Here is an 18,955-nt window from a genome sequence, read left to right on the forward strand (position 1 = left end):
AGTTCTGCAACTCGCTCATCGGCACGCCGCCCATAGTTACTTCGCCTGACACACCTGTTCGTAGTAGCCAATTTTTTCGACTTTCGCGGTTGAACCACCGCCTTCAAACTCCGACGCCAACCAGGCATTAACGATATTCTTTGCCAGCTCCGGTCCAATCACGCGGGATCCCATCGTCATGATTTGCGCGTTGTTACTTTTGCGTGCGCGTTCCGCTGAGAAGGTGTCATGGCATTGCGCCGCGCGCACGCCAGCGACTTTGTTCGCCACAATCGCCACCCCAATGCCGGTGCCGCACAGCAGAATGCCACGATCATGCTCGCCCTGCTGGATGGCGGTTGCCAGCGCAAACGCGACATCCGGATACATCGGACGATCATTCTGCGCGTCGTTGCTGTAATCCTGGACATCGTACTGCTTCTCTTCCAGATAGCGTTTAATCAGGTTTTTCAAATCGATAGCCGCGTCATCGGCACCAATGGCAATGGTTTTCATACATCTTCTCCAGCAGGTTATGCGCTCATGCCTGTGTGCAACACAGGCGATCAACTCTTCTTCGCCTACAGCCTGCCACAATATCGTTCATATGTTCAATATGAGTTCTTTTGTTTTGTTGCTGAAACATTGCCAGACACCCGCCACAAGAGCCGCACAAAACAAGGCGCAGCGCTTTTTTACGCCACAAACTCCGAATTATTGATCAGTTTCATAACATATGAGCCGTCTCACAATTTTCAAAAATGGCGCTTGAGAGCCGCTCATTTATCCGTGTAATGTTCATTTGTTCGCTACAGATACCAAAGCACAAGAAGACCCTTGAAGGACTCGAATATGTGTAATCAGCCCTGTATCACCTGCCGCCATCGCGCCGTTTGCGTCTGGCCAACACCACTTATCAAGTTCAACCACGCACGTCATGGAGGTGCGTTATGAGTCAGCCAAATCTGGCGGCGGTGGAGCAATCCGCTATCCGCAAAATATCCTGGCGCCTGGTGCCGTTCGTCGCGCTGATGTTCTTTATCAACTTCCTTGATCGCACCGCCATCTCCTTTGCCGGTCCGAATGGTATGACCCAGGATCTGGGCCTCACCGCGTTGCAGTTTGGCCTGGCCTCTGGCGTGTTTTTTATCGGTTATATCCTGCTGGAAGTGCCAAGCAACCTGGCGCTGCATCGCTTCGGCGCACGCCGTTGGCTGGCTCGCATCATGATCAGCTGGGGAATTGTGTCGTTGCTGTTCACCTGGGTCAGCAGCGTAGAAGGCTTGTACACCCTGCGTCTGCTGCTGGGTATTGCCGAAGCGGGCTTCTTCCCCGGCGCAATTCTTTATCTGAGCATGTGGGTACCGGCACGCCACCGCAGCAAGATCCTGTCGCTGTTCTACCTCGCCCAGCCGCTGACGGTGGTGTTTGGCGCGCCGATGGCCGCTGGCCTGATTGAGCAACACGGTTTGTTCGGTCTGGAAGGCTGGCGCGTAATGTTTATGGGTGTCTCGATTCCGGCGATTCTGATTGGTATCGCGGCGTTGTTCTGGCTGGTGGATTCCCCGCGTCAGGCCAAATGGCTCAATGCTGAGGAGAAAGATTGGCTGACCCGCGAACTGGACGCCGAGCATCAGCAGAAACAACACAAAGCTCACCACAGCGTACGTTCGGTAATGGGCAATGGCCGCGTCTGGATGCTGTGTCTGATCTACTTCGGCTTTATCTATGGTCTGTATGCGCTGGCATTCTTCCTGCCTACCATTATCGCGGGCTTCCAGCAGCAGTTTGGCACCACCTTTAACGTAATGCAGAAAGGGCTGATTACTGGCGTGCCCTATCTGATTGCCGCCGTAGTGATGTTCTTCTGGTCAAAGGATGCTACCCGTCGTGGCTGCAAAACCTGGCACATCGCGATTCCGGCGATGGCGGGCGGCATCAGCGTACCGCTGGCGCTTTACATGGATTCGCCACTGACCACCATTCTGGTGATCGCCATCACCGCCAGCTCGATTTTTGCGGCCTTACCTAATTTCTGGACCTTACCGACGCAATTCCTGACCGGTGCCTCAGCCGCCGCCGCCATCGCCCTGATCAATACCCTGGGCAACGTGGCCGGTTTCTCTGCCGGCTATATCACCGGCGCGCTGCACGACGCGACCCAAAGCTATGCCCTGCCGATGTTTGTGGTAGGAGGATTCATGTTGCTGTCAGCCGTCCTGATGTTGCTGCTTAACCGCCGCCGTCCACAACCTCTGCATCAGCCAACTTCTCTCGCACAGGAGCAACAATAATGACGTACCTGTTTAACCAACCTTCGGCCTTTGCCGCAGAACTGATAGAAGGATTTGTCGCGGCAAACGCTGACAAAGTGCGTCAGGTACCGGGCGGCGTGGTACGCAGCACCCGCAGCCAGGCTGATACCGTCGCGGTGGTGGTGGGAGGCGGTTCCGGTCACTACCCGGCCTTCGCCGGGTTGGTTGGACAAGGTCTGGCACACGGTGCGGCGATGGGCAACCTGTTCGCCTCCCCATCGGCGCAGCAAATCTACAACGTAGCGCGCGCTGCCCATAACGGCGCAGGCGTGCTGCTGATGTTCGGTAACTATGCCGGTGATGTGCTGCATTTCGGCCAGGCCTGTGAACGTCTGCGCGCTGAAGGTATTGCCTGCGAAGTGCTGGCAGTCACCGACGATATCTCCAGTGCCAGCGTCAACGAACGTGAAAAACGTCGCGGCGTGGCGGGGGATCTGACGGTGTTCAAAGCCGCCTGTGCCGCAGCAGAAGCCGGCTATGACCTCGCTGCGGTGTTGAAACTGGCGCAACACGCCAATGAACGCACCCGATCATTTGGCGTGGCGTTTTCCGGCTGTAGTCTGCCGGGCGCGCAACATCCGTTGTTTGAAGTAGAAAAAGGACGGATGGCGCTGGGGATGGGGATCCACGGCGAACCCGGTATTAAAGAAGACGATGTCCCGCGCGCCGATGTGCTTGCGGAGATCTTCGTCGATCGTCTGCTGGGTGAACTGCCCCCGGGCATCGAGAAACCCGCCGGTCAACGGGTCGCGGTAATCCTGAACGGCCTCGGCTCGGTGAAATACGAAGAACTGTTTGTGGTGTATCGCCGGGTGGCACAACTGCTGGCCGAGGCACAATTGCAGGTGGTGGAGCCGGATGTCGGCGAGTTTGTCACCAGCTTCAATATGGCCGGGGCTTCCCTGACGCTGATGTGGCTGGATGATGAACTGGAAACCTTCTGGCGCGCCCCGGCCAATACCCCTGCCTATCGCAAAGGTAGCGTGATTGCCGCCGAGCCGCTCAGCGTGGCGGAATGTCTGGAAAGCGCGGAAGAACCGCTGCCGCCCGCTTCCGCCGAATCGCAGGAGAGTGCGCAGCGCGTGCTGCAACTACTGGAAGCGGTGACCGCCATGTTGCAACGCAATGCGCAGCAGTTGGGCGATATCGATGCGGTCGCAGGCGATGGCGATCACGGCATTGGTATGGAACGTGGTTCACTCGGTGCCGTGGCGAAAGCGCGTGACGTCGCTGCTCGCGGTGCCGGAGCGGGCAGCCTGTTGTGTCGCGCAGCGGATGCCTGGGCGGATAAAGCCGGTGGCACCTCCGGTGCGTTATGGGGCGTGGCGCTGACTGCACTCGGCACCGCGATTGGCGATCAGCATGCACCTGATGCGCGACGCGTCGCCAACGGTGTGCGGCACGCAAAAGAAGGCATTATGCATTTTGGCAAAGCCCGCGTGGGTGACAAAACTATGGTGGATGTGCTGGTCCCCTTCAGCGACAGCCTGAGTGCGGCGGTAGCCAAAGGCGTGTCGTTGACCGATGCCTGGCTGACGGCAGCCGGGGTGGCCGAACAGGCCGCGCAGGCCACCGCTCAACTGCTGCCGAAGATGGGACGTGCACGCCCGCTGGCCGAGAAAAGTCTGGGTACACCCGATGCCGGGGCCATTTCGCTGGCGATGGTGGTCAATACCGTGGGTGATTTGTTGAAACAGCAAACCACCAGCGAGCAGGGAGCCTGACCGATGGCGCAACCGAAAGTCTGGCTTGGCGTCAGCCTGAAAATGTACTTTGGCTATCAGCAAACGCTGACATGGTGTCGGGAAGTCGCCGCGCTGGCGCAACGCCATCCGGCCATTCAACAAGGCGACATCGGGTTGTTTGTATTGCCCGCCTTCCCGGCGATCCCGGCAGTGGCAGAGATCTTTGCCGATACCCCGGTGCGTTTTGGCGCACAGGACGTATGTCAGGCAGCAAATGGCGCATGGACCGGTGAAGTCAGCGCCAGCATGTTGCAGGAGTTGCGCTGTTCACTGGCGGAAATTGGTCATGCCGAACGCCGCCGTCACTTCCATGAAGATAAAACCCAGATCGCCGCCAAAGTGGCGATGTCACTGCGCCACGGTCTGGCCCCGGTGCTGTGCATCGGTGAAGAACAGCAAGGCCAACCTGAGCAGGCGATTGCGCTCTGTGCGCAGCAACTGGCAGAAGCATTAGCAGAAGCGGAACACCAGGGTTTGCAAGGCAGCCTGTTGTTTGCTTACGAACCGCAGTGGGCGATTGGCGCGCCGCAGCCCGCACCGGACAGCTATATCCGGGCGGTCTGTGACGGACTGCGCCAGTTACCCACGCCACAAGGCATTACCTTACAGGTGATTTACGGCGGCAGCGCCGGGCCGGGATTGATTCAGCGTCTGGACGGCAGCGTAGATGGGCTGTTTCTCGGGCGTTTTGCTCATGACCCGCAGGCGCTGGCGCAAATTGTTGATGAAGCCAGTGTGCTTTTAAAGGAGATCCGTTAATGAGCCGTATCGGACTCAGTACCTATGCGTTTTTCTGGCGCATGTCAGCGAAAGTCCCTCAGCCACTCACGCTCAGCCAGATGCTGGAGCAGACGGCGGCGCTGAACGTGTCAGTTTTCCAGATCTGCGATTATCCGGCGATTGAAAGCTGGTCAGATGAACAGTTGCAGACGCTGCGCCAGCAGGCGGATGCGCTGGGCATCACGCTGGAGCTGGGCACCCGTGGCCTCGGCACCGCGCATCTGCGCCGTTACCTGCATATGGCCGCAATCCTCGATGCCCGCGTGGTGCGTTCGATGTTCTACACCGCTGACCATCGCCCGTCACTGGAAGAAGCCAGTACGCTTATCGCCGCCGTGCTGCCGGATTTTGCCCGTCAGCAGGTGCGGCTGTGCCTGGAAACCTATGAGCAGGTCAACAGCGGCGCAATGATGTCGGTCATCAACAAATTTCTCTCCCCCTGGCTGTGCGTCTGCCTTGACCCCGCGAACTGCGTAGCCGGGCTGGAGTTGCCGGAACAGGTGATTGCCAATACCGCCGCGCGCGTCGGCAATCTGCATATCAAAGACTTCGCTTTCACCCGCCGCGACGGTTGGGTCGGCTTTACCTTTGCCGGTTGCCCGATGGGTGACGGCCTGCTCGATTACGACCGGATGATTGCCAGCGTGCGCCCGGCGGAACGGGACATTAATCAGATCGTCGAACACTGGCTGCCGTGGCAGGACGATGCAGCCCTTACCTGTGAGCGCGAAGCCGAATGGACGCGCCGCACCGTGGAATTCTTACGTAGTAAACAAGATCAGGAGTCATAACCATGAGCAATACACTGAAAACCATCACCGTTATTGGCGCAGGCGGCAAAATGGGCATGCGCATTTCTGCCAATTTCCAGAAAAGCGACTATCAGGTGTTTTACTGTGAAAACTCAGCCAAAGCGCAGGAACAGGTTACTGCCCAGGGGCGTGAGCTGTCAGATGCGGCATCGGTGGTGCCCCTGAGTGACGTGGTGATTTTGGCGGTGCCGGATATTGTGTTGGGCAAAGTCTCTGAAGGCGTTGTGCCGCAGATGAAAAAAGGTGCGGTATTGCTGACTCTCGATCCGGCAGCAGCGTACGCCAACCTGATTGCACAACGCGACGGCATTGAATACGCCGTGGCCCATCCCTGCCACCCTTCAGTCTTCCTGGCGCGTTACACCAAGGAAGAACACGCCGATGCCTTTGGTGGTGTGGCCGCCGTCCAGCATGTCGCCGCGTCTTATGAAACCGGCAGCGACGCGCAAAAAGCTGAACTGAGCAAAGTGATCAGCGTGATGTACGGCCCGGTTGAGCAGGTTCATTGGGTAACGGTGACGCAACTGGCTTATCTGGAGCCGACGCTGGTGGAAACCGTGGCCTGTATGGTCGGTGCCTTTATGAAAGAAGCGCTGGATGAAACCGTGAAACACAGCGGCGTGCCAGAAGAAGCCGCCAAAGCGATGCTGTACGGCCATATTCAGATTGCGCTGGCCGTGGCGTTCCGTGCCACCAACCCGTTCTCTGATGCCTGTATGATCGCGATGGAGTACGGACGTGAGAAAATCGTGAAACCTGACTGGAAACAGATCTTCGATCAGAAAGAACTGGATATCGTGATCGCCCGTATGCTGAAAATCGACGCGATCCGCCGCTAAACGTGATGCCTATAGCGACTCGCTGCGCCGCCGTCTGGTAAAGCGAGTCGTATCAGTGATATAACTCCCCCCTATCGCATATTGATTCACTCAGATATCACGCTGTCAGGCAGGTTAACCCATGAATAAAAACACGCTCTCTCAGGATGCCGAGCTGCTGACGGAAATTGCGGTTGCCTATTATCAGGACGAAATCACTCAGGAAGAGATCGCGCAAAAGTTTGGTATCTCCCGCATTAAGGTAGGCCGTCTGCTGAAGCGCGCGCGTGAAGAAGGCATCGTTGAAATCAACGTGCGTTACCATCCGGTATTTAGCACCCGCCTCGAACAACAACTCCTGGAACGTTTCCCGCAACTGCAACGCGCGTTGATCGCGCTGGACCTTCAGGATACGGACGAGCAACGCCGTCAGGTGGCGGCGCTGGTCTCCTCCCATCTGGCGCAGTCGCTGAAAGAAAACACCGTGGTTGCCGTCGGTCAGGGCAGCAACGTGGCGGCAGTCGCCGATCATCCCGGCCAGGTGCCAATGCGCCAGTGTCAGTTCATCTGCGGGATCGGTGGCACACACCGGCCTGGTGATGCCATCAATGCAGACCATATCAGCCGCCGTCTGGCAAAAAAGTTTGGTGGCACCAGCGAAACACTGTATGCACCGGCTTACGTGGAAAACCGCGCGCTGAAAGATGCCTTTATGCAGAACGGCACCATTAAAGAGACGCTGGATCGCGCACGCAAAGCCGATATTGCGCTGGTAGGCATCGGTGATATGAATGAAAACAGTTATATGGTGAAGCTGGGCTGGTTCTCGCCCCATGAAATCATTGATGCCAGCGTTAATCAGGGCGTGACTGGCGACATCGCGGGTTATGCTTTTTTTAATGCGCAGGGACAACAAGTTGATACTGTGATGAACGATCGGGTGATTGGCCTTAGTATTGATGAACTCCGTAAGATCCCCTGTGTCATCGCCGTGGCCTCGGAGAATACCAAAGCAATGGCGATTCTCGGCGCGCTGCGCACCGGTGCCATCGATATTATCGCCACCACGGCACAAAATATTCGCACTATTCTTAGCCTGTCAAAACAATAAATACCGAAATTGCAGTGGAAAACTGGAGTCACTATGAAGAAATTGAATATCGCCTTTATTAAAGCCAGCTGGCATAAAGAGATTGTCGGTAAGGCGCTGGAAGGTTTTCAGCAGGAACTTACGCTGCAAAATGTCGCTGCCGAGGTGAAGGCGCTGGACGTCCCTGGTGCGTTTGAAATGCCTTTACTGGCACAACGCCTGGCAAAAACCGGCCACTATGACGCCATTGTCTGCGCCGCGCTGGTGGTCGATGGCGGCATTTATCGTCATGATTTTGTCGCTCAGGCGGTCGTGGATGGCCTGATGAATGTGCAATTAAGCACCAATGTCCCGGTGTTCTCGGTTTCACTGACGCCACACAATTTCCAACCCGCCGACGAATTTATTCAGTTTTATGAAAAGCATTTTGTGAAGAAAGGCGCAGAAGCGGCACGCGCGGTGCTGGCGATAACCCAGTTATCTCTCGACTGATACCGGCGAGAACCCTGAGGATAATGACGCATCAGGGTTTTCGCCGTTTTAAGTGCCCGGCGCCGGGCTTTATCAACCCGCTTCGCGACTATAAGCCCCATTCACCAACCGCAGCAATTTGAGCGGGTTATCAGGTTTCAGTGCCTCCGGCAGCAGTTCCGGCGGGTAGTTCTGATAGCACACCGGACGCAGGAAGCGGTCGATGGCCAGCGTTCCCACTGAGGTGCCGCGTGCGTCAGAAGTGGCCGGATACGGCCCGCCATGTACCATCGCATCACTTACTTCTACCCCGGTGGGATAACCGTTGAACAGCAACCGTCCGGCCTTACGCTGCAACAGCGGCACCAGATGAGCGAATTGCTGCAAATCCTGCGGTTCGGCCAGTAACGTGGTGGTCAGCTGTCCACGTACTCCCTGCAACGCCGCCTCTAATTCCGCTTCGTCGCGTACGGTGACGGCAATGGTCACCGGACCAAATACCTCCTCCTGCAACACTTCATCACCATCAATCAGCAGCGACGCATCCGCTGCAAACAGTTGTGGCACGGCCTGATTACCCTGTTGCACCGCACCGGCCAGATGATGGATGCTGTGGTGTTGATGCAGTTGCGACAGGCCATGTTCATAGCTGCTTAACACCCCACGGTTCAACATGGTCTGCGCCGGGCTGGTGCGAATATTCTCCGCCATCATGGCGAGGAAAGCGGAGAACTGAGGAGAGGCAATGCCGATAATCAGCCCGGGATTGGTGCAGAACTGGCCGCATCCGGCGACGACAGAATCGGTCAGTTCGCGTGCGATTCGTTCGCTGCGCACCGCCAGTGCGCCGGGCAGCAGGATCATCGGGTTGATGCTGCTCATCTCGGCAAACACCGGAATCGGCTGTGGACGGGCGGCGGCAATATCGCATAACGCCCGGCCACCTTTCAGCGAACCGGTAAAACCCACCGCCTGGATTGCCGGGTGACGTGCCAGCACCTGACCGATGCTGCCGCCATAAATCATGTTAAACACACCTGCCGGCATCGCGGTCTTCTCTGCCGCGCGGATGATGGCATCCGCCACGCACTCCGCCGTCGCCATATGGCCACTGTGCGCCTTCACCACCACCGGACAACCGGCGGCCAGCGCGGCAGCGGTATCGCCTCCGGCGGTGGAGAAGGCCAGCGGGAAGTTGCTGGCACCAAACACCGCCACCGGGCCGACACCGACCTTAAGCTGGCGCAGATCCGGCCTTGCCAGCGGCTGGCGATCGGGCAATGCCGTGTCGATACGTACGCCGAGATAATCGCCCCGCCGCAGCACGCTGGCAAACAAACGCATCTGGCCGCTGGTGCGTGCGCGTTCCCCGCGGATACGCCCTTCCGGCAGCGCGGTTTCCCGCATCACCAACTGGATAAAGTCATCCGGCAGCGCATCAAGTTCATCGGCGATGGCATCGAGAAACACCGCTCGCTGTTCAGGTGACAGTGCCTGGTAAGGTGCAAACGCACGCTCAGCCGCGAAACACGCTTGCTCTGCTTCCTGGTGACTTGCCTGGCTAAAGCGGTACGGCAGCGCCTCACCGCTCCAGGCATCAACGCTGCACAGCTCCGGCGCATGCTGGCTGCTGCGTTCGCCGCCGATATAGTTTTTTCCCATCAGATTCATGACACGACCTTATCAGCTAAGCGAAACCCAGACGGTTTTCACATGGGTGTATTGATCAAAGGCTTCGATACCCTTGTCGTAGCCGCCAAAACCAGAGGTTTTATAGCCGCCAAAGGGCGTGGTGATATCCCCTTCGCCGTAACCATTCACTGCCACAGTGCCCGCCTGAATCTGGCGCGCCATGCGGATAGCGACGTTGATATCATTGGCGAACACCGTTGCCGCCAGGCCATATTCCGAGTTATTCGCCAGCGCGACCGCTTCTTCCTCGCTGCTAAAGGTCATGACAGCCACCACCGGGCCAAAGATTTCCTGCTGCGCCAGCGTCATTTCTGCGGTGACCTGATCGATGATCGTCGCCTCAACAAACCAGCCGCCGGACTCGGTCAGCACCTGCTTGCCTCCCAGTGCCAGCTTGCCGCCTTCGCTGACCGCCTGTTCGATGGCACCCAGCACGCGTTTCAGCGCCGAGGGTTCAATCATCGGCCCCAGTTTGGTGGCGCGATCGCCCGGTTGACCGTTTTTCCAGATGGCCGCCGCTTTGGTGAAAGCCACCATAAAGGCATCTTTAATCGATTCATGCACCAGAATGCGTGAGCCGCAGGTGCAGTTCTGCCCCATATTCCAGAAGGCCGCGTTTGCCAGGTTTTCGGCGATGCTGTCGAGGTTCTCTGATACATCCGGCATGATGATTTGCGGGCTTTTGCCACCGCACTCCAGCACCACTTTCTTCAGGTTGCTGTCGGCCGAGTAGCGCAGGAACTGACGGCCAATTTCCGTGGAGCCAGTGAAGGTCAGCGCATCCACATCCTGATGCAACCCGAGCGCCTTGCCCGCGACATGGCCCAGCCCCGGTACCACGTTAAACACACCCGCCGGGATACCCGCTTCCAGTGCCAGTTCACCAATGCGCAGAGTAGAGAGCGATGCCAGCTCGGCCGGTTTCACCACAATCGAGTTTCCTGCCGCCAGTGCCGGGGAGATTTTCCATGAGAGAGTGGCCGCCGGGAAGTTCCACGGCAGCACCATGCCGACCACCCCAACGGGCTCACGCACAATCAGCCCGAGGTTGCCTTCCCCCGTTGGTGAGACTTTGCCAAAGACTTTATCGATGGCCTCGGCATACCAACGCACGTTATTCACCACGTCCGGGATATCGAAGTTCTCACAATCGGTAATCGGCTTACCGGCATCAATGGAGTCCAGTTGCGCCAGTTCCGCGGTGTGCTGCTCCAGCAAGCTGGCGAACTTCAGCAGAATACGTTTGCGCTCACGCGGATCGAGACGGCTCCAGACCCCGGCCTGAAAGGTCTCGCGTGCGGCCTGTACCGCTTTATCCACATCACCGGCAGAACAGGCAGCGATCTGGTTCAGCACCTGGCCGGTGGCCGGGTTGAAGTTATCAAACACGGCGCCATTTTCGGCAGCAACAAACTGCCCATTGATCAATGCCTGGGTACGAACAGTCTCAGGTAAGGAAGTCATAAACGCTCCAGCGGATTAGAGTTAGAGAACTTTGCCAAGAAAGGCTTTGGCACGCGCATTCTGTGTGTTCTGGAAGAATTCATACGGCGAGCCTTGTTCCATCACCACGCCTTTGTCCATAAACACCACCTGGTCACACACCTCGCGGGCAAAGCCGAGTTCGTGTGTCACCACAATCATGGTCATGCCTTCAGCGGCCAGCTCGCGCATCACGCTCAGCACCTCGCCCACCAGCTCCGGGTCGAGGGCGCTGGTTGGCTCATCAAACAGCATCAGTTTGGGTTTCATCGCCAGAGCGCGTGCGATCGCCACGCGTTGCTGCTGCCCACCGGAAAGGGTGCGCGGATAGGCATTGGCTTTGGCGCTCAGGCCTACTTTTGCCAGCAGCGTCATCGCCTGGTCGATGGCTTCCGCCTTGCGCATGCGTCGCACGTTGATCGGCGCTTCGATGATGTTTTCCAGCACCGTCATATGCGGAAACAGGTTGAAGCCCTGGAACACCATACCGATGTCGGCACGCTGGCGTGCCACTTCGGACTTCTTCATTTCGTACAATTTGCCGTGATGTTCGCGGTAGCCCACCATCTCGCCCCCCACCTGCAACAGACCACGATCGATGCGCTCGAGATGGTTCATACAGCGTAGAAAGGTGCTTTTACCGGACCCTGAAGGACCGAGGATGCAACACACGCGACCATACTCAACGGTGAGGTCGATGCCGTTCAGCACCGCCAGATTGCCATAGGACTTTTCGATACCCCGTGCCACGACAGCAAACTGTCCGGCCATAACGGGGGAATAGGCTGAGGCCATATCAACAGCTCCTTTCCGGTTGGTCCTGCGTAACAGCGGCGGGCGCAGTGGAGCGCTGTTCACTCTTCGCGAAATATTTTTCCAGATAATGTTGCAGCACGGACAGCACCGTGGTCAGCACCAGATACCAGAGCGAAGCCACGATCAGCAGTGGGATGGTTTGAAAGTTGTTGGTGTAAATCAGCTGCGCGGAGTAAAGCAGATCCTGCATCGCGATCACGCTCACCAGCGAAGTGGTTTTCAGCATGCCAATCAGCTGATTACCAGTAGGTGGAATAATGATACGCATCGCCTGGGGTAAAATAACGCGAAACATCACGCGGAAGCTCGACATACCCAGCGCTTCTGCCGCTTCACGTTGACCATTCGGCACCGCACTCAGGCCGGAGCGTACAATCTCCGACATATACGCGCCTTCATTCAAGCCCAGCCCCAGCAGCGCGGCGGCATAGACGGTAATCACCTTGTTGGCATCAAACGCCCCGAGACTCGGGCCGAACGGAAAACCGAGAGTGATTTGCGGATAGAGCGCTGACAAGTTGAACCAGAAGATCAGCTGGACCAGCAACGGTGTACCGCGAAACAACCACAGATAGGTCGACGCAATGGTGAACAGTACCGGGTTTTTCGACATGCGCATCAGCGCAATCACCGTTCCCAGCACGATGCCAATTGCCATAGAGGCCAGCGTCAGCCAGGCGGTGGTGTAGAGTCCACTGATGATCGAATCATCAAAAAGGTATTGCCCTACGGCGTCCCAGTGAAAGCGCGGATTGGTGATGGCAGAGATAATCAAACCGATGGCGATCACCAGCAAAACCCCCGCAGCAAACCAGCGACCACGGTGCCTCAACGGGACGACGGGCATATGTTCAAGCTCTCTCATATCTTTCATTACCTGCCGATTTAACAGTTGTGTCTGTGTCACTTGCGTTCCCCTGAACATGTTTAAACCTGGTAAGGCGATAAAATCACCTGGTAATCGATAACCGGTAGCCGCTAACATAATGTTGGTTTATTTTTTATGCGTCAATACCTCTTAATCACAAATTGCGGAGAGCAACACATGACCAAACATCACTGGCAGAACTGGGGCGGTAATCAGGCATTCGACTGCGACAGTCTTTCCCGGCCCACCGATGAAGCCACAGCTATTGCCCTGATTCAGCAAGCGCTGGCAGCCAAAAACAGCGTGCGCGTGGCGGGTAGCGGCCACTCGTTTACCCCGGTGGTGGCAACCAAAAATCTGCTGCTGGATTTGTCGGCGTTACACGGTGTGATCGCCTGCGACACAGATACGTTGCAGACGCAGGTGTGGGGCGGATCGACACTGGCCTCGCTCGGCGCACCGCTGTGGCAGGCGGGCATGTCAATCGCCAACCAGGGGGATGTGGATGCGCAGTCGATAGCCGGGGCGATTGCCACCGGCACCAAAGGATCGGGCATTCATTACGGTTCGATTTCATCTCAGGTGACCAGCCTGCGGGTGGTTAACGGGCGTGGTGAGGTGATGGATATCGATGCCAGCACGCCGGAGCTGTTACGTGCGGCGCAGGTGTCGCTGGGGATGTTTGGTCCGGTGCTGCGGGTTGGCCTACAACTGATTCCCGCCTACAGCCTGCGCGAAGAAAACATCATCTTGCCGATGGAGGAAGTGTGGAGTCAGTGGGACTTTCTGCTGCGTGAGTACCGTCATTTTTCCTTCTGGTGGATGCCGGGAGCGCATTCTGCCGACCTCTATCAATTGGGCGCAGTACCTGCCGGGCACTGCTTCGTGAAGTTACTACGCGAAGTCCCTCACGCCGCACCCGGCACTCCCGTGGGTGAGATTAACCGCCGTACCGATCAGGCCTGGCGGATTTACCCCGATGGCACCACCGAATCAAAATTCCATGAGCTGGAGTACATGGTCGATGCCGGGGATGCCCGCGCGGCGGTACAGGCATTGCAACAGCTGATGCTGACACAATTCCCCGATGCGCAGTCACCGTTGCAGGTGCGCTGGCAAAAAGCCGATCAGGGTTTTCTTTCGGCGCAATCAGGCCGCGACACGACCTCACTCTCCGTCTCCGGCGAAATTGGTAAAAACTACCTGCCATTCCTGCGCGCGGTGGACAGCACTCTGGCTGAATTTCAGGCGCGACCCCACTGGGGCAAATTGCACTTTCTGAGTCGTCAGCGCGTGGCTCAGCTGTATCCGGATTTCAACCGCTTCGTGCAACTGCGTCGTGAGATGGACCCACATAACCTGTTCCTCAATCCGCACCTGGCGCCCCTCTTTAGTTGATCACCGATTCAGATTCGGCGCGCAACAACGGCGGATTGAGCAAGAAAAAAGCAGATTGACAGCCCAAGTGTCGAATGTAATATATTACCCATTACCAACAACGCAAGGTGGCACCGACAGATGAAAATCGCTGCAATCGAAGTGTATGGCTATGAACTGACTTACGCCCACGGTGAATACGTGATGTCAGGTGGGCGCGCTGCGCAAAGCCAGGCGTCTACCCTGGTCCGTCTGGTGACGGACCGTGGTGAGGAAGGCTGGGGAGAGAGCTGCACCCTCGGGGGAACTTACCTGCCCGCGTTTGTCGGTGGCACACGGGAGTGCGTGCGGGCGATGGCACCGGCACTTATCGGTCTTGACCCCACCAATCTGGCGTTGATCCACCAGCAAATGAACGCGGTGCTGCTCGGCCAGGAAAGCGCCAAAAGCGCGATCGATATCGCCTGCTGGGATCTGTTGGGGAAAACCGCCGGTCTGCCGATTGCCCGACTGATTGGCGGTATCGCCCAGCCGGATTTTCCACTGTATGAGGCGGTGCCACTCTCCTCGCCCGCGGCGATGGCGGAGTTTGTGCGCCTGCGTCAACGTGAAGGCATCAACCGCTTCCAGCTGAAAGTGGGTAACGATCCTTATGAAGATGCGGAGCGCACCCGTCGCGTCGTCGAGGCATGTGATAAAGATGCGGTGATTGTTGCCGATGCCAATGGCGGCTGGAACCTACAGGCGGCGGTGGTAGCGGTACGTGAAATGGCCGGGCTGGACATTATTGTTGAGCAACCCTGCCGCGACACTGCGGATTGTGCACTGGTCCAACGCATGAGCAGCCTGCCATTATCGATGGATGAATCGGTGGTCAACGCCGCCGAATTGTATCGCGCCAAATATGATGCCGGAGCGGTATCAGTCAATATCAAACTGGCGCGGGTTGGCGGGATCACCGGTGCGGTGCGCATGCGCGACCTGGCGCAGGATCTCGGTATGACCATCGTGATTGAAGATGTCTGGGGTGGTGATGTCACCTCGGCAGCGGTGGCGCATGTGGCAGCCAGTACCCGCGCGGAGGCGCTGCTGCACGCCTCGTTCTTTAATGACTGGACCAAAGAACATGTCGCCGGTTATCAACCCCGTTCAGAACAGGGTCGCGGGACCGCACCACAAGCCCCTGGTTTGGGTATCAAGGTTGATCGCGACCTGCTCGGTCAGCCGCTGTTCCGGGTGGATTGCCATGAATAATAGCCACATTTTACCCGCCAGCGCGCTGGCATGGCTCGACCGCGCTGATCGCCAGGAGATTCTGGCGGTGGATTCTCATACCTGCGGCAACCCGACACGCATCGTGCTGTCTGGCATCACATTGCCGGAGAACGTGCAGGGGGTGGATGCGGCGCGCCTGTGGCTACGCAACCATGCCGACCACTGGCGGCGTCGTCTGGTACATGAGCCGCGTGGTGGCGGCCTGACCTGCGCGGTACTGCCGATTGCCACGCAGGAAGACGACTGTGATATTGGCGCAGTGATCATGGAGCCAGGTTCTTACCCCCCCATGTGCGGCCACTGCATGATTGGTTTTGCCTCGGTGATTGTCGAGATGAACCTGCTGCCAGCATTGTGGCAGGACCATCCGCAGCAAACTGCTTTCCGCATCCGCACCCCGGCTGGCCCGATTGGCATCACCGCACGCCGTGAAGGTGAGCGCTTCACCACCGTGACCATGGTGAATGTTGAATCCTTTGTGGTGAAAACCCCACAACCGTATCAGGTTGATGGCCGCACCATGCCGGTTGAATTGCTGTACGGTGGCGATTACTACATCTCGGTGGATGCCAGCCAGATCGGGTTATCGCTGGATCGAGACAACGCCACGGAAATCGTCCGGCTGGCACGCCTGCTGCGCGCCGAATATACCGCCGGTGGGGTAGGCGATCCTCTGTCCGGTAAGGAACTGGATGTCTATCAGGTGCTGTTTTATCACTACGATGCCGCACAGCCGCAGGATGCCAGCATTGTGGTGGTGGCCCCGCCAGGGGTGATAGATCGTTCGCCGTGCGGCACCGGCACCAGCGCGCTGTTCGCCAAGCTGGTGAGTGAAGGCAAAGTCGCACCCGACTCCACCGTCACGACCCACAGCATTATCGGATCGACCTTTAGCGTCACCGCGCAACAGGTGCGCGAAACCACCGATCGTTTGTATATCAAACCGGCAATCACCTGTCGGGCCTATATCAACGGTTTTCTTATCCTTGCTGCCGATGCGGAAGACGCACTCGCAGATGGTTTTCCCCCGCTTTAATCATTTATTAACGGAGATTCAGCACATGATCCTTAAGGGTGTACTTTCTGCCATCGTTACGCCTTTCACCGCTGACGGTGAAAAAATCGATGAAGTTGCACTGCGTAAGCTGGTTGAGCAGGGTATTGCAGATGGCGTCGACGGTTTCGTTCCCGCAGGCGGTACCGGAGAATTCTCGGTGCTGTCCCACGATGAACGTCTGCGTCTGGTAGAAATTGTGGTGGACCAGACCGCTGGCCGTGCTTCGGTGCTGGCCCATACCGGTGCCACCTCCACGCGTGAAGCCATCGCGTTTTCCAGACACGCACAGGACGTGGGAGCCAGCGCGATTATGCTCGCCACCCCCTATTATGAGCCGATTGGCTTTAACGAAGCCTTCGCCTATTACGCAGGCGTAGCAGACGCCACCGATCTGCCAATTTGCGCTTATAACTTCCCACCGGCTACCGGATTACATCTTGACGTCGATTTTTTATTAAAACTGACGCGTGAAATTCCACAGGTGAAATATGTGAAGGACTCTTCTGCCAATATTATGCAGATGAGTACGTTAATTAATGAACATGCCGATGAAATCCATTTCCTGAATGGCGAAGACGTTTTAATGCTGCCGGCATTAATGTTGAAAGCACCGGGCATGGTGATGGGGATTGCCAACTTTATGGCACCGGCGCTGGCGAAACTGCATCAGGCCAGCCAGAGCGGCGATGATCAGACGGTGGTGACTGTCTGGCGACAGATTTATCCGCTGATTTGCCTGCTGGGATCAGGCCGCTACAACAGCGGCGTGAAAGCCGCATGTGAATTGCTGGGGCTGTCAGTCGGGCCGGTACGTGCACCGATTCCGCAATACAGCAGCGAGCAGAAAGCGGTACTGAAAAATGTCCTGGCGGAGATCGATCCGGCATTACTGACCGGTGCTGCACGTTAATTCAGTTTTATTTTCCGCCTGATCCTACCAGGCGGCGCGACAACCAAAAACCCTGCGTGGGCCGTTCAGATTTATTCTGACGATGACCTTCCCTGCGCCGTTTTCGCTGTCGCGTAAGTGATTCATTTAAATTAACTGGAGATGAAAACATGAAGTCAGCGATATTTTCCGGTGTTATTCCCGCATTAATGACGCCCTGCACCGCGGAACGTCAGCCGGATTTTGATGGGCTGGTGCGTAAAGCACAGCAATTATTAGCTAAGGGTATGTCGGCCGTCGTTTATTGCGGCTCAATGGGCGACTGGCCGCTGCTGACCGATGCGCAGCGCATGGAAGGGGTTGAGCGTCTGGCGAAGGCCGGAGTGCCGGTAATTGTTGGCACCGGTGCCGTCAATACCGCGTCTGCGGTAGCCCATGCCCGTCATGCCCAGCAGGTGGGCGCAAAAGGCTTGATGGTCATTCCGCGCGTCCTCTCTCGTGGCTCGGTCATTTCCGCGCAGAAAGAACATTTCAAAGCCATCCTCGCGGCGGCACCGGATTTACCGGCAGTGATCTATAACAGCCCCTATTACGGCTTTGCCACCCGCGCCGATCTGTTCTTCGCCCTGCGCGCTGAGCATCCCAATCTGGTTGGGTTTAAAGAATTTGGTGGTCCGGATGACCTGCGCTACGCCGCCGAACATATCACCAGCCGCGATGATGATGTCACCTTGATGGTGGGCGTTGATACCGCAGTGGTTCATGGTTTTGTCAATTGTGGTGCCACCGGTGCGATTACCGGGATTGGCAACGTACTGCCAAAAGAGGTGATTCATCTGTGCAACCTGTCACGCACTGCGGCAACAGGCCATGCGGAAGCCCGCCAGCGCGCCCAAGAGCTGGAACAGGCGCTGGCGATTCTGTCATCCTTCGATGCGGGACCGGACCTGGTGCTGTTCTTCAAGTACATGATGGTATTGCAGGGAGACAGGGAATACGCGCTGCACTTCAACAGCAGTGACGAACTGAGCGCCAGCCAACGCGGTTATGTGGAGCATCAACTGAAGCTGTTTAACACATGGTACGCCGACTGGAGTCAACTGCCGGGTGTTGTTCAGGAAACAAAAGCCTGATGTACAACCCGGACTAAGGCAGGATGGTCAACTACCTCCCATTAACGTACGTCCCCGAGCGATGCCAGAAACAAAAAGGCCGCCTTAACAGGCGGCCTTGATACATCTCAACATTTATTATTTGTACAATTCTGCGGTCATGTGAACACGGTTATTGGTGTTCGCTTCGGTGATTTTGTACTGTGCACCCTGCTGAGCGGCCTGTGCAGCAATTTTGGCTTCTGCACCGTCCAGCGTTGAAGAGGTAACAGAGATGCTTTGCGCGAAGCTGGCTGCTGACATCAGGGAAAGAGCGGCTACAGCGGCGATTGACAGTGCTTTGATAGTTTTCATGGTCTTAATCCTTAATTTGTTTG

Annotated in this window: 18 protein-coding genes; 12 read left to right on the top strand and 6 right to left on the bottom strand. The window is 57.1% G+C overall.

Features of this window, described 5'->3' with window-relative positions:
- Positions 1 to 36: 36 nt before the first annotated feature.
- A complete protein-coding gene (rpiB, locus tag L579_RS22750; RefSeq protein WP_021186464.1) occupies positions 37 to 495 on the bottom strand; it encodes a ribose 5-phosphate isomerase B in 459 nt (152 codons plus the stop codon).
- A gap of 434 nt (positions 496 to 929) precedes the next feature.
- Here rpiB and L579_RS22755 point away from each other — a divergent pair, with 434 nt between their 5' ends.
- The 7 genes from L579_RS22755 (at position 930) to L579_RS22785 (ending at position 8,031) form a co-directional block, all read left to right on the top strand.
- Complete coding sequence (locus tag L579_RS22755) at positions 930 to 2,273, top strand: MFS transporter (protein ID WP_021186466.1); 1,344 nt, start codon at positions 930 to 932, stop codon at positions 2,271 to 2,273.
- Positions 2,273 to 4,018: a dihydroxyacetone kinase family protein gene (locus L579_RS22760; protein WP_021186467.1), complete on the top strand. Its 1,746-nt coding sequence runs from the start codon at positions 2,273 to 2,275 to the stop codon at positions 4,016 to 4,018. Before L579_RS22755 ends, L579_RS22760 begins: the two co-directional genes overlap by 1 nt.
- A 3-nt stretch (positions 4,019 to 4,021) precedes the next feature.
- Complete coding sequence (locus L579_RS22765) at positions 4,022 to 4,798, top strand: triose-phosphate isomerase family protein (protein WP_021186468.1); 777 nt, start codon at positions 4,022 to 4,024, stop codon at positions 4,796 to 4,798.
- Positions 4,798 to 5,610 (top strand): sugar phosphate isomerase/epimerase family protein, encoded by an 813-nt coding sequence (locus tag L579_RS22770; RefSeq protein WP_021186469.1) that lies wholly within the window; start codon positions 4,798 to 4,800, stop codon positions 5,608 to 5,610. The genes L579_RS22765 and L579_RS22770 overlap by 1 nt, the downstream gene beginning before the upstream one ends.
- A 2-nt stretch (positions 5,611 to 5,612) precedes the next feature.
- Positions 5,613 to 6,470 (top strand): phosphogluconate dehydrogenase C-terminal domain-containing protein, encoded by an 858-nt coding sequence (locus L579_RS22775; protein WP_013512673.1) that lies wholly within the window; start codon positions 5,613 to 5,615, stop codon positions 6,468 to 6,470.
- Between the two features lie 121 nt (positions 6,471 to 6,591).
- Positions 6,592 to 7,560: a sugar-binding transcriptional regulator gene (locus tag L579_RS22780; protein ID WP_021186470.1), complete on the top strand. Its 969-nt coding sequence runs from the start codon at positions 6,592 to 6,594 to the stop codon at positions 7,558 to 7,560.
- 33 nt (positions 7,561 to 7,593) lie between these two features.
- Positions 7,594 to 8,031: a 6,7-dimethyl-8-ribityllumazine synthase gene (locus tag L579_RS22785; protein ID WP_021186471.1), complete on the top strand. Its 438-nt coding sequence runs from the start codon at positions 7,594 to 7,596 to the stop codon at positions 8,029 to 8,031.
- Between the two features lie 72 nt (positions 8,032 to 8,103).
- On the opposite strand, the gene L579_RS22790 is transcribed toward L579_RS22785, so the two are convergent.
- The 4 genes from L579_RS22790 to L579_RS22805 are packed head-to-tail and all read right to left on the bottom strand — an operon-like array spanning position 8,104 to position 12,865.
- On the bottom strand, positions 8,104 to 9,681 hold the full coding sequence (locus L579_RS22790) for an aldehyde dehydrogenase (NADP(+)) (protein WP_021186472.1): 1,578 nt from the start codon (positions 9,679 to 9,681) through the stop codon (positions 8,104 to 8,106).
- A gap of 12 nt (positions 9,682 to 9,693) precedes the next feature.
- The gene (locus tag L579_RS22795; protein ID WP_021186473.1) at positions 9,694 to 11,166 is read right to left on the bottom strand and encodes an aldehyde dehydrogenase; all 1,473 of its coding nucleotides are present in this window, start codon (positions 11,164 to 11,166) and stop codon (positions 9,694 to 9,696) included.
- A gap of 21 nt (positions 11,167 to 11,187) precedes the next feature.
- Entirely contained in the window at positions 11,188 to 11,979 is a 792-nt protein-coding gene (locus L579_RS22800; protein WP_021186474.1) for an amino acid ABC transporter ATP-binding protein, read from the bottom strand.
- A 1-nt stretch (position 11,980) separates the two neighbouring features.
- On the bottom strand, positions 11,981 to 12,865 hold the full coding sequence (locus L579_RS22805; RefSeq protein WP_235056642.1) for an amino acid ABC transporter permease: 885 nt from the start codon (positions 12,863 to 12,865) through the stop codon (positions 11,981 to 11,983).
- 180 nt (positions 12,866 to 13,045) lie between these two features.
- On the opposite strand from L579_RS22805, the gene L579_RS22810 reads away from it, so the two are divergent.
- From L579_RS22810 to L579_RS22830, 5 genes are all read left to right on the top strand, one after another.
- On the top strand, positions 13,046 to 14,266 hold the full coding sequence (locus tag L579_RS22810; protein WP_021186476.1) for a D-arabinono-1,4-lactone oxidase: 1,221 nt from the start codon (positions 13,046 to 13,048) through the stop codon (positions 14,264 to 14,266).
- Positions 14,267 to 14,386: 120 nt separating this feature from the next.
- Positions 14,387 to 15,499: a mandelate racemase/muconate lactonizing enzyme family protein gene (locus L579_RS22815; protein ID WP_021186477.1), complete on the top strand. Its 1,113-nt coding sequence runs from the start codon at positions 14,387 to 14,389 to the stop codon at positions 15,497 to 15,499.
- Positions 15,492 to 16,556, top strand: coding sequence for a proline racemase family protein (locus L579_RS22820; RefSeq protein ID WP_021186478.1), 1,065 nt, complete (start codon positions 15,492 to 15,494; stop codon positions 16,554 to 16,556). The genes L579_RS22815 and L579_RS22820 overlap by 8 nt, the downstream gene beginning before the upstream one ends.
- Before the next feature lie 25 nt (positions 16,557 to 16,581).
- Positions 16,582 to 17,487: a dihydrodipicolinate synthase family protein gene (locus tag L579_RS22825; protein ID WP_021186479.1), complete on the top strand. Its 906-nt coding sequence runs from the start codon at positions 16,582 to 16,584 to the stop codon at positions 17,485 to 17,487.
- A 149-nt stretch (positions 17,488 to 17,636) separates the two neighbouring features.
- Positions 17,637 to 18,599, top strand: coding sequence for a dihydrodipicolinate synthase family protein (locus L579_RS22830; protein WP_021186480.1), 963 nt, complete (start codon positions 17,637 to 17,639; stop codon positions 18,597 to 18,599).
- Positions 18,600 to 18,716: 117 nt separating this feature from the next.
- Here the strand turns inward: L579_RS22830 and L579_RS22835 are convergent, their stop codons facing one another.
- The gene (locus tag L579_RS22835; RefSeq protein ID WP_013508022.1) at positions 18,717 to 18,932 is read right to left on the bottom strand and encodes a YdgH/BhsA/McbA-like domain containing protein; all 216 of its coding nucleotides are present in this window, start codon (positions 18,930 to 18,932) and stop codon (positions 18,717 to 18,719) included.
- Between the last annotated feature and the right edge of the window lie 23 nt (positions 18,933 to 18,955).

Source organism: Pantoea sp. AS-PWVM4 (assembly GCF_000468095.1).
Taxonomy (GTDB): domain Bacteria; phylum Pseudomonadota; class Gammaproteobacteria; order Enterobacterales; family Enterobacteriaceae; genus Pantoea; species Pantoea phytobeneficialis.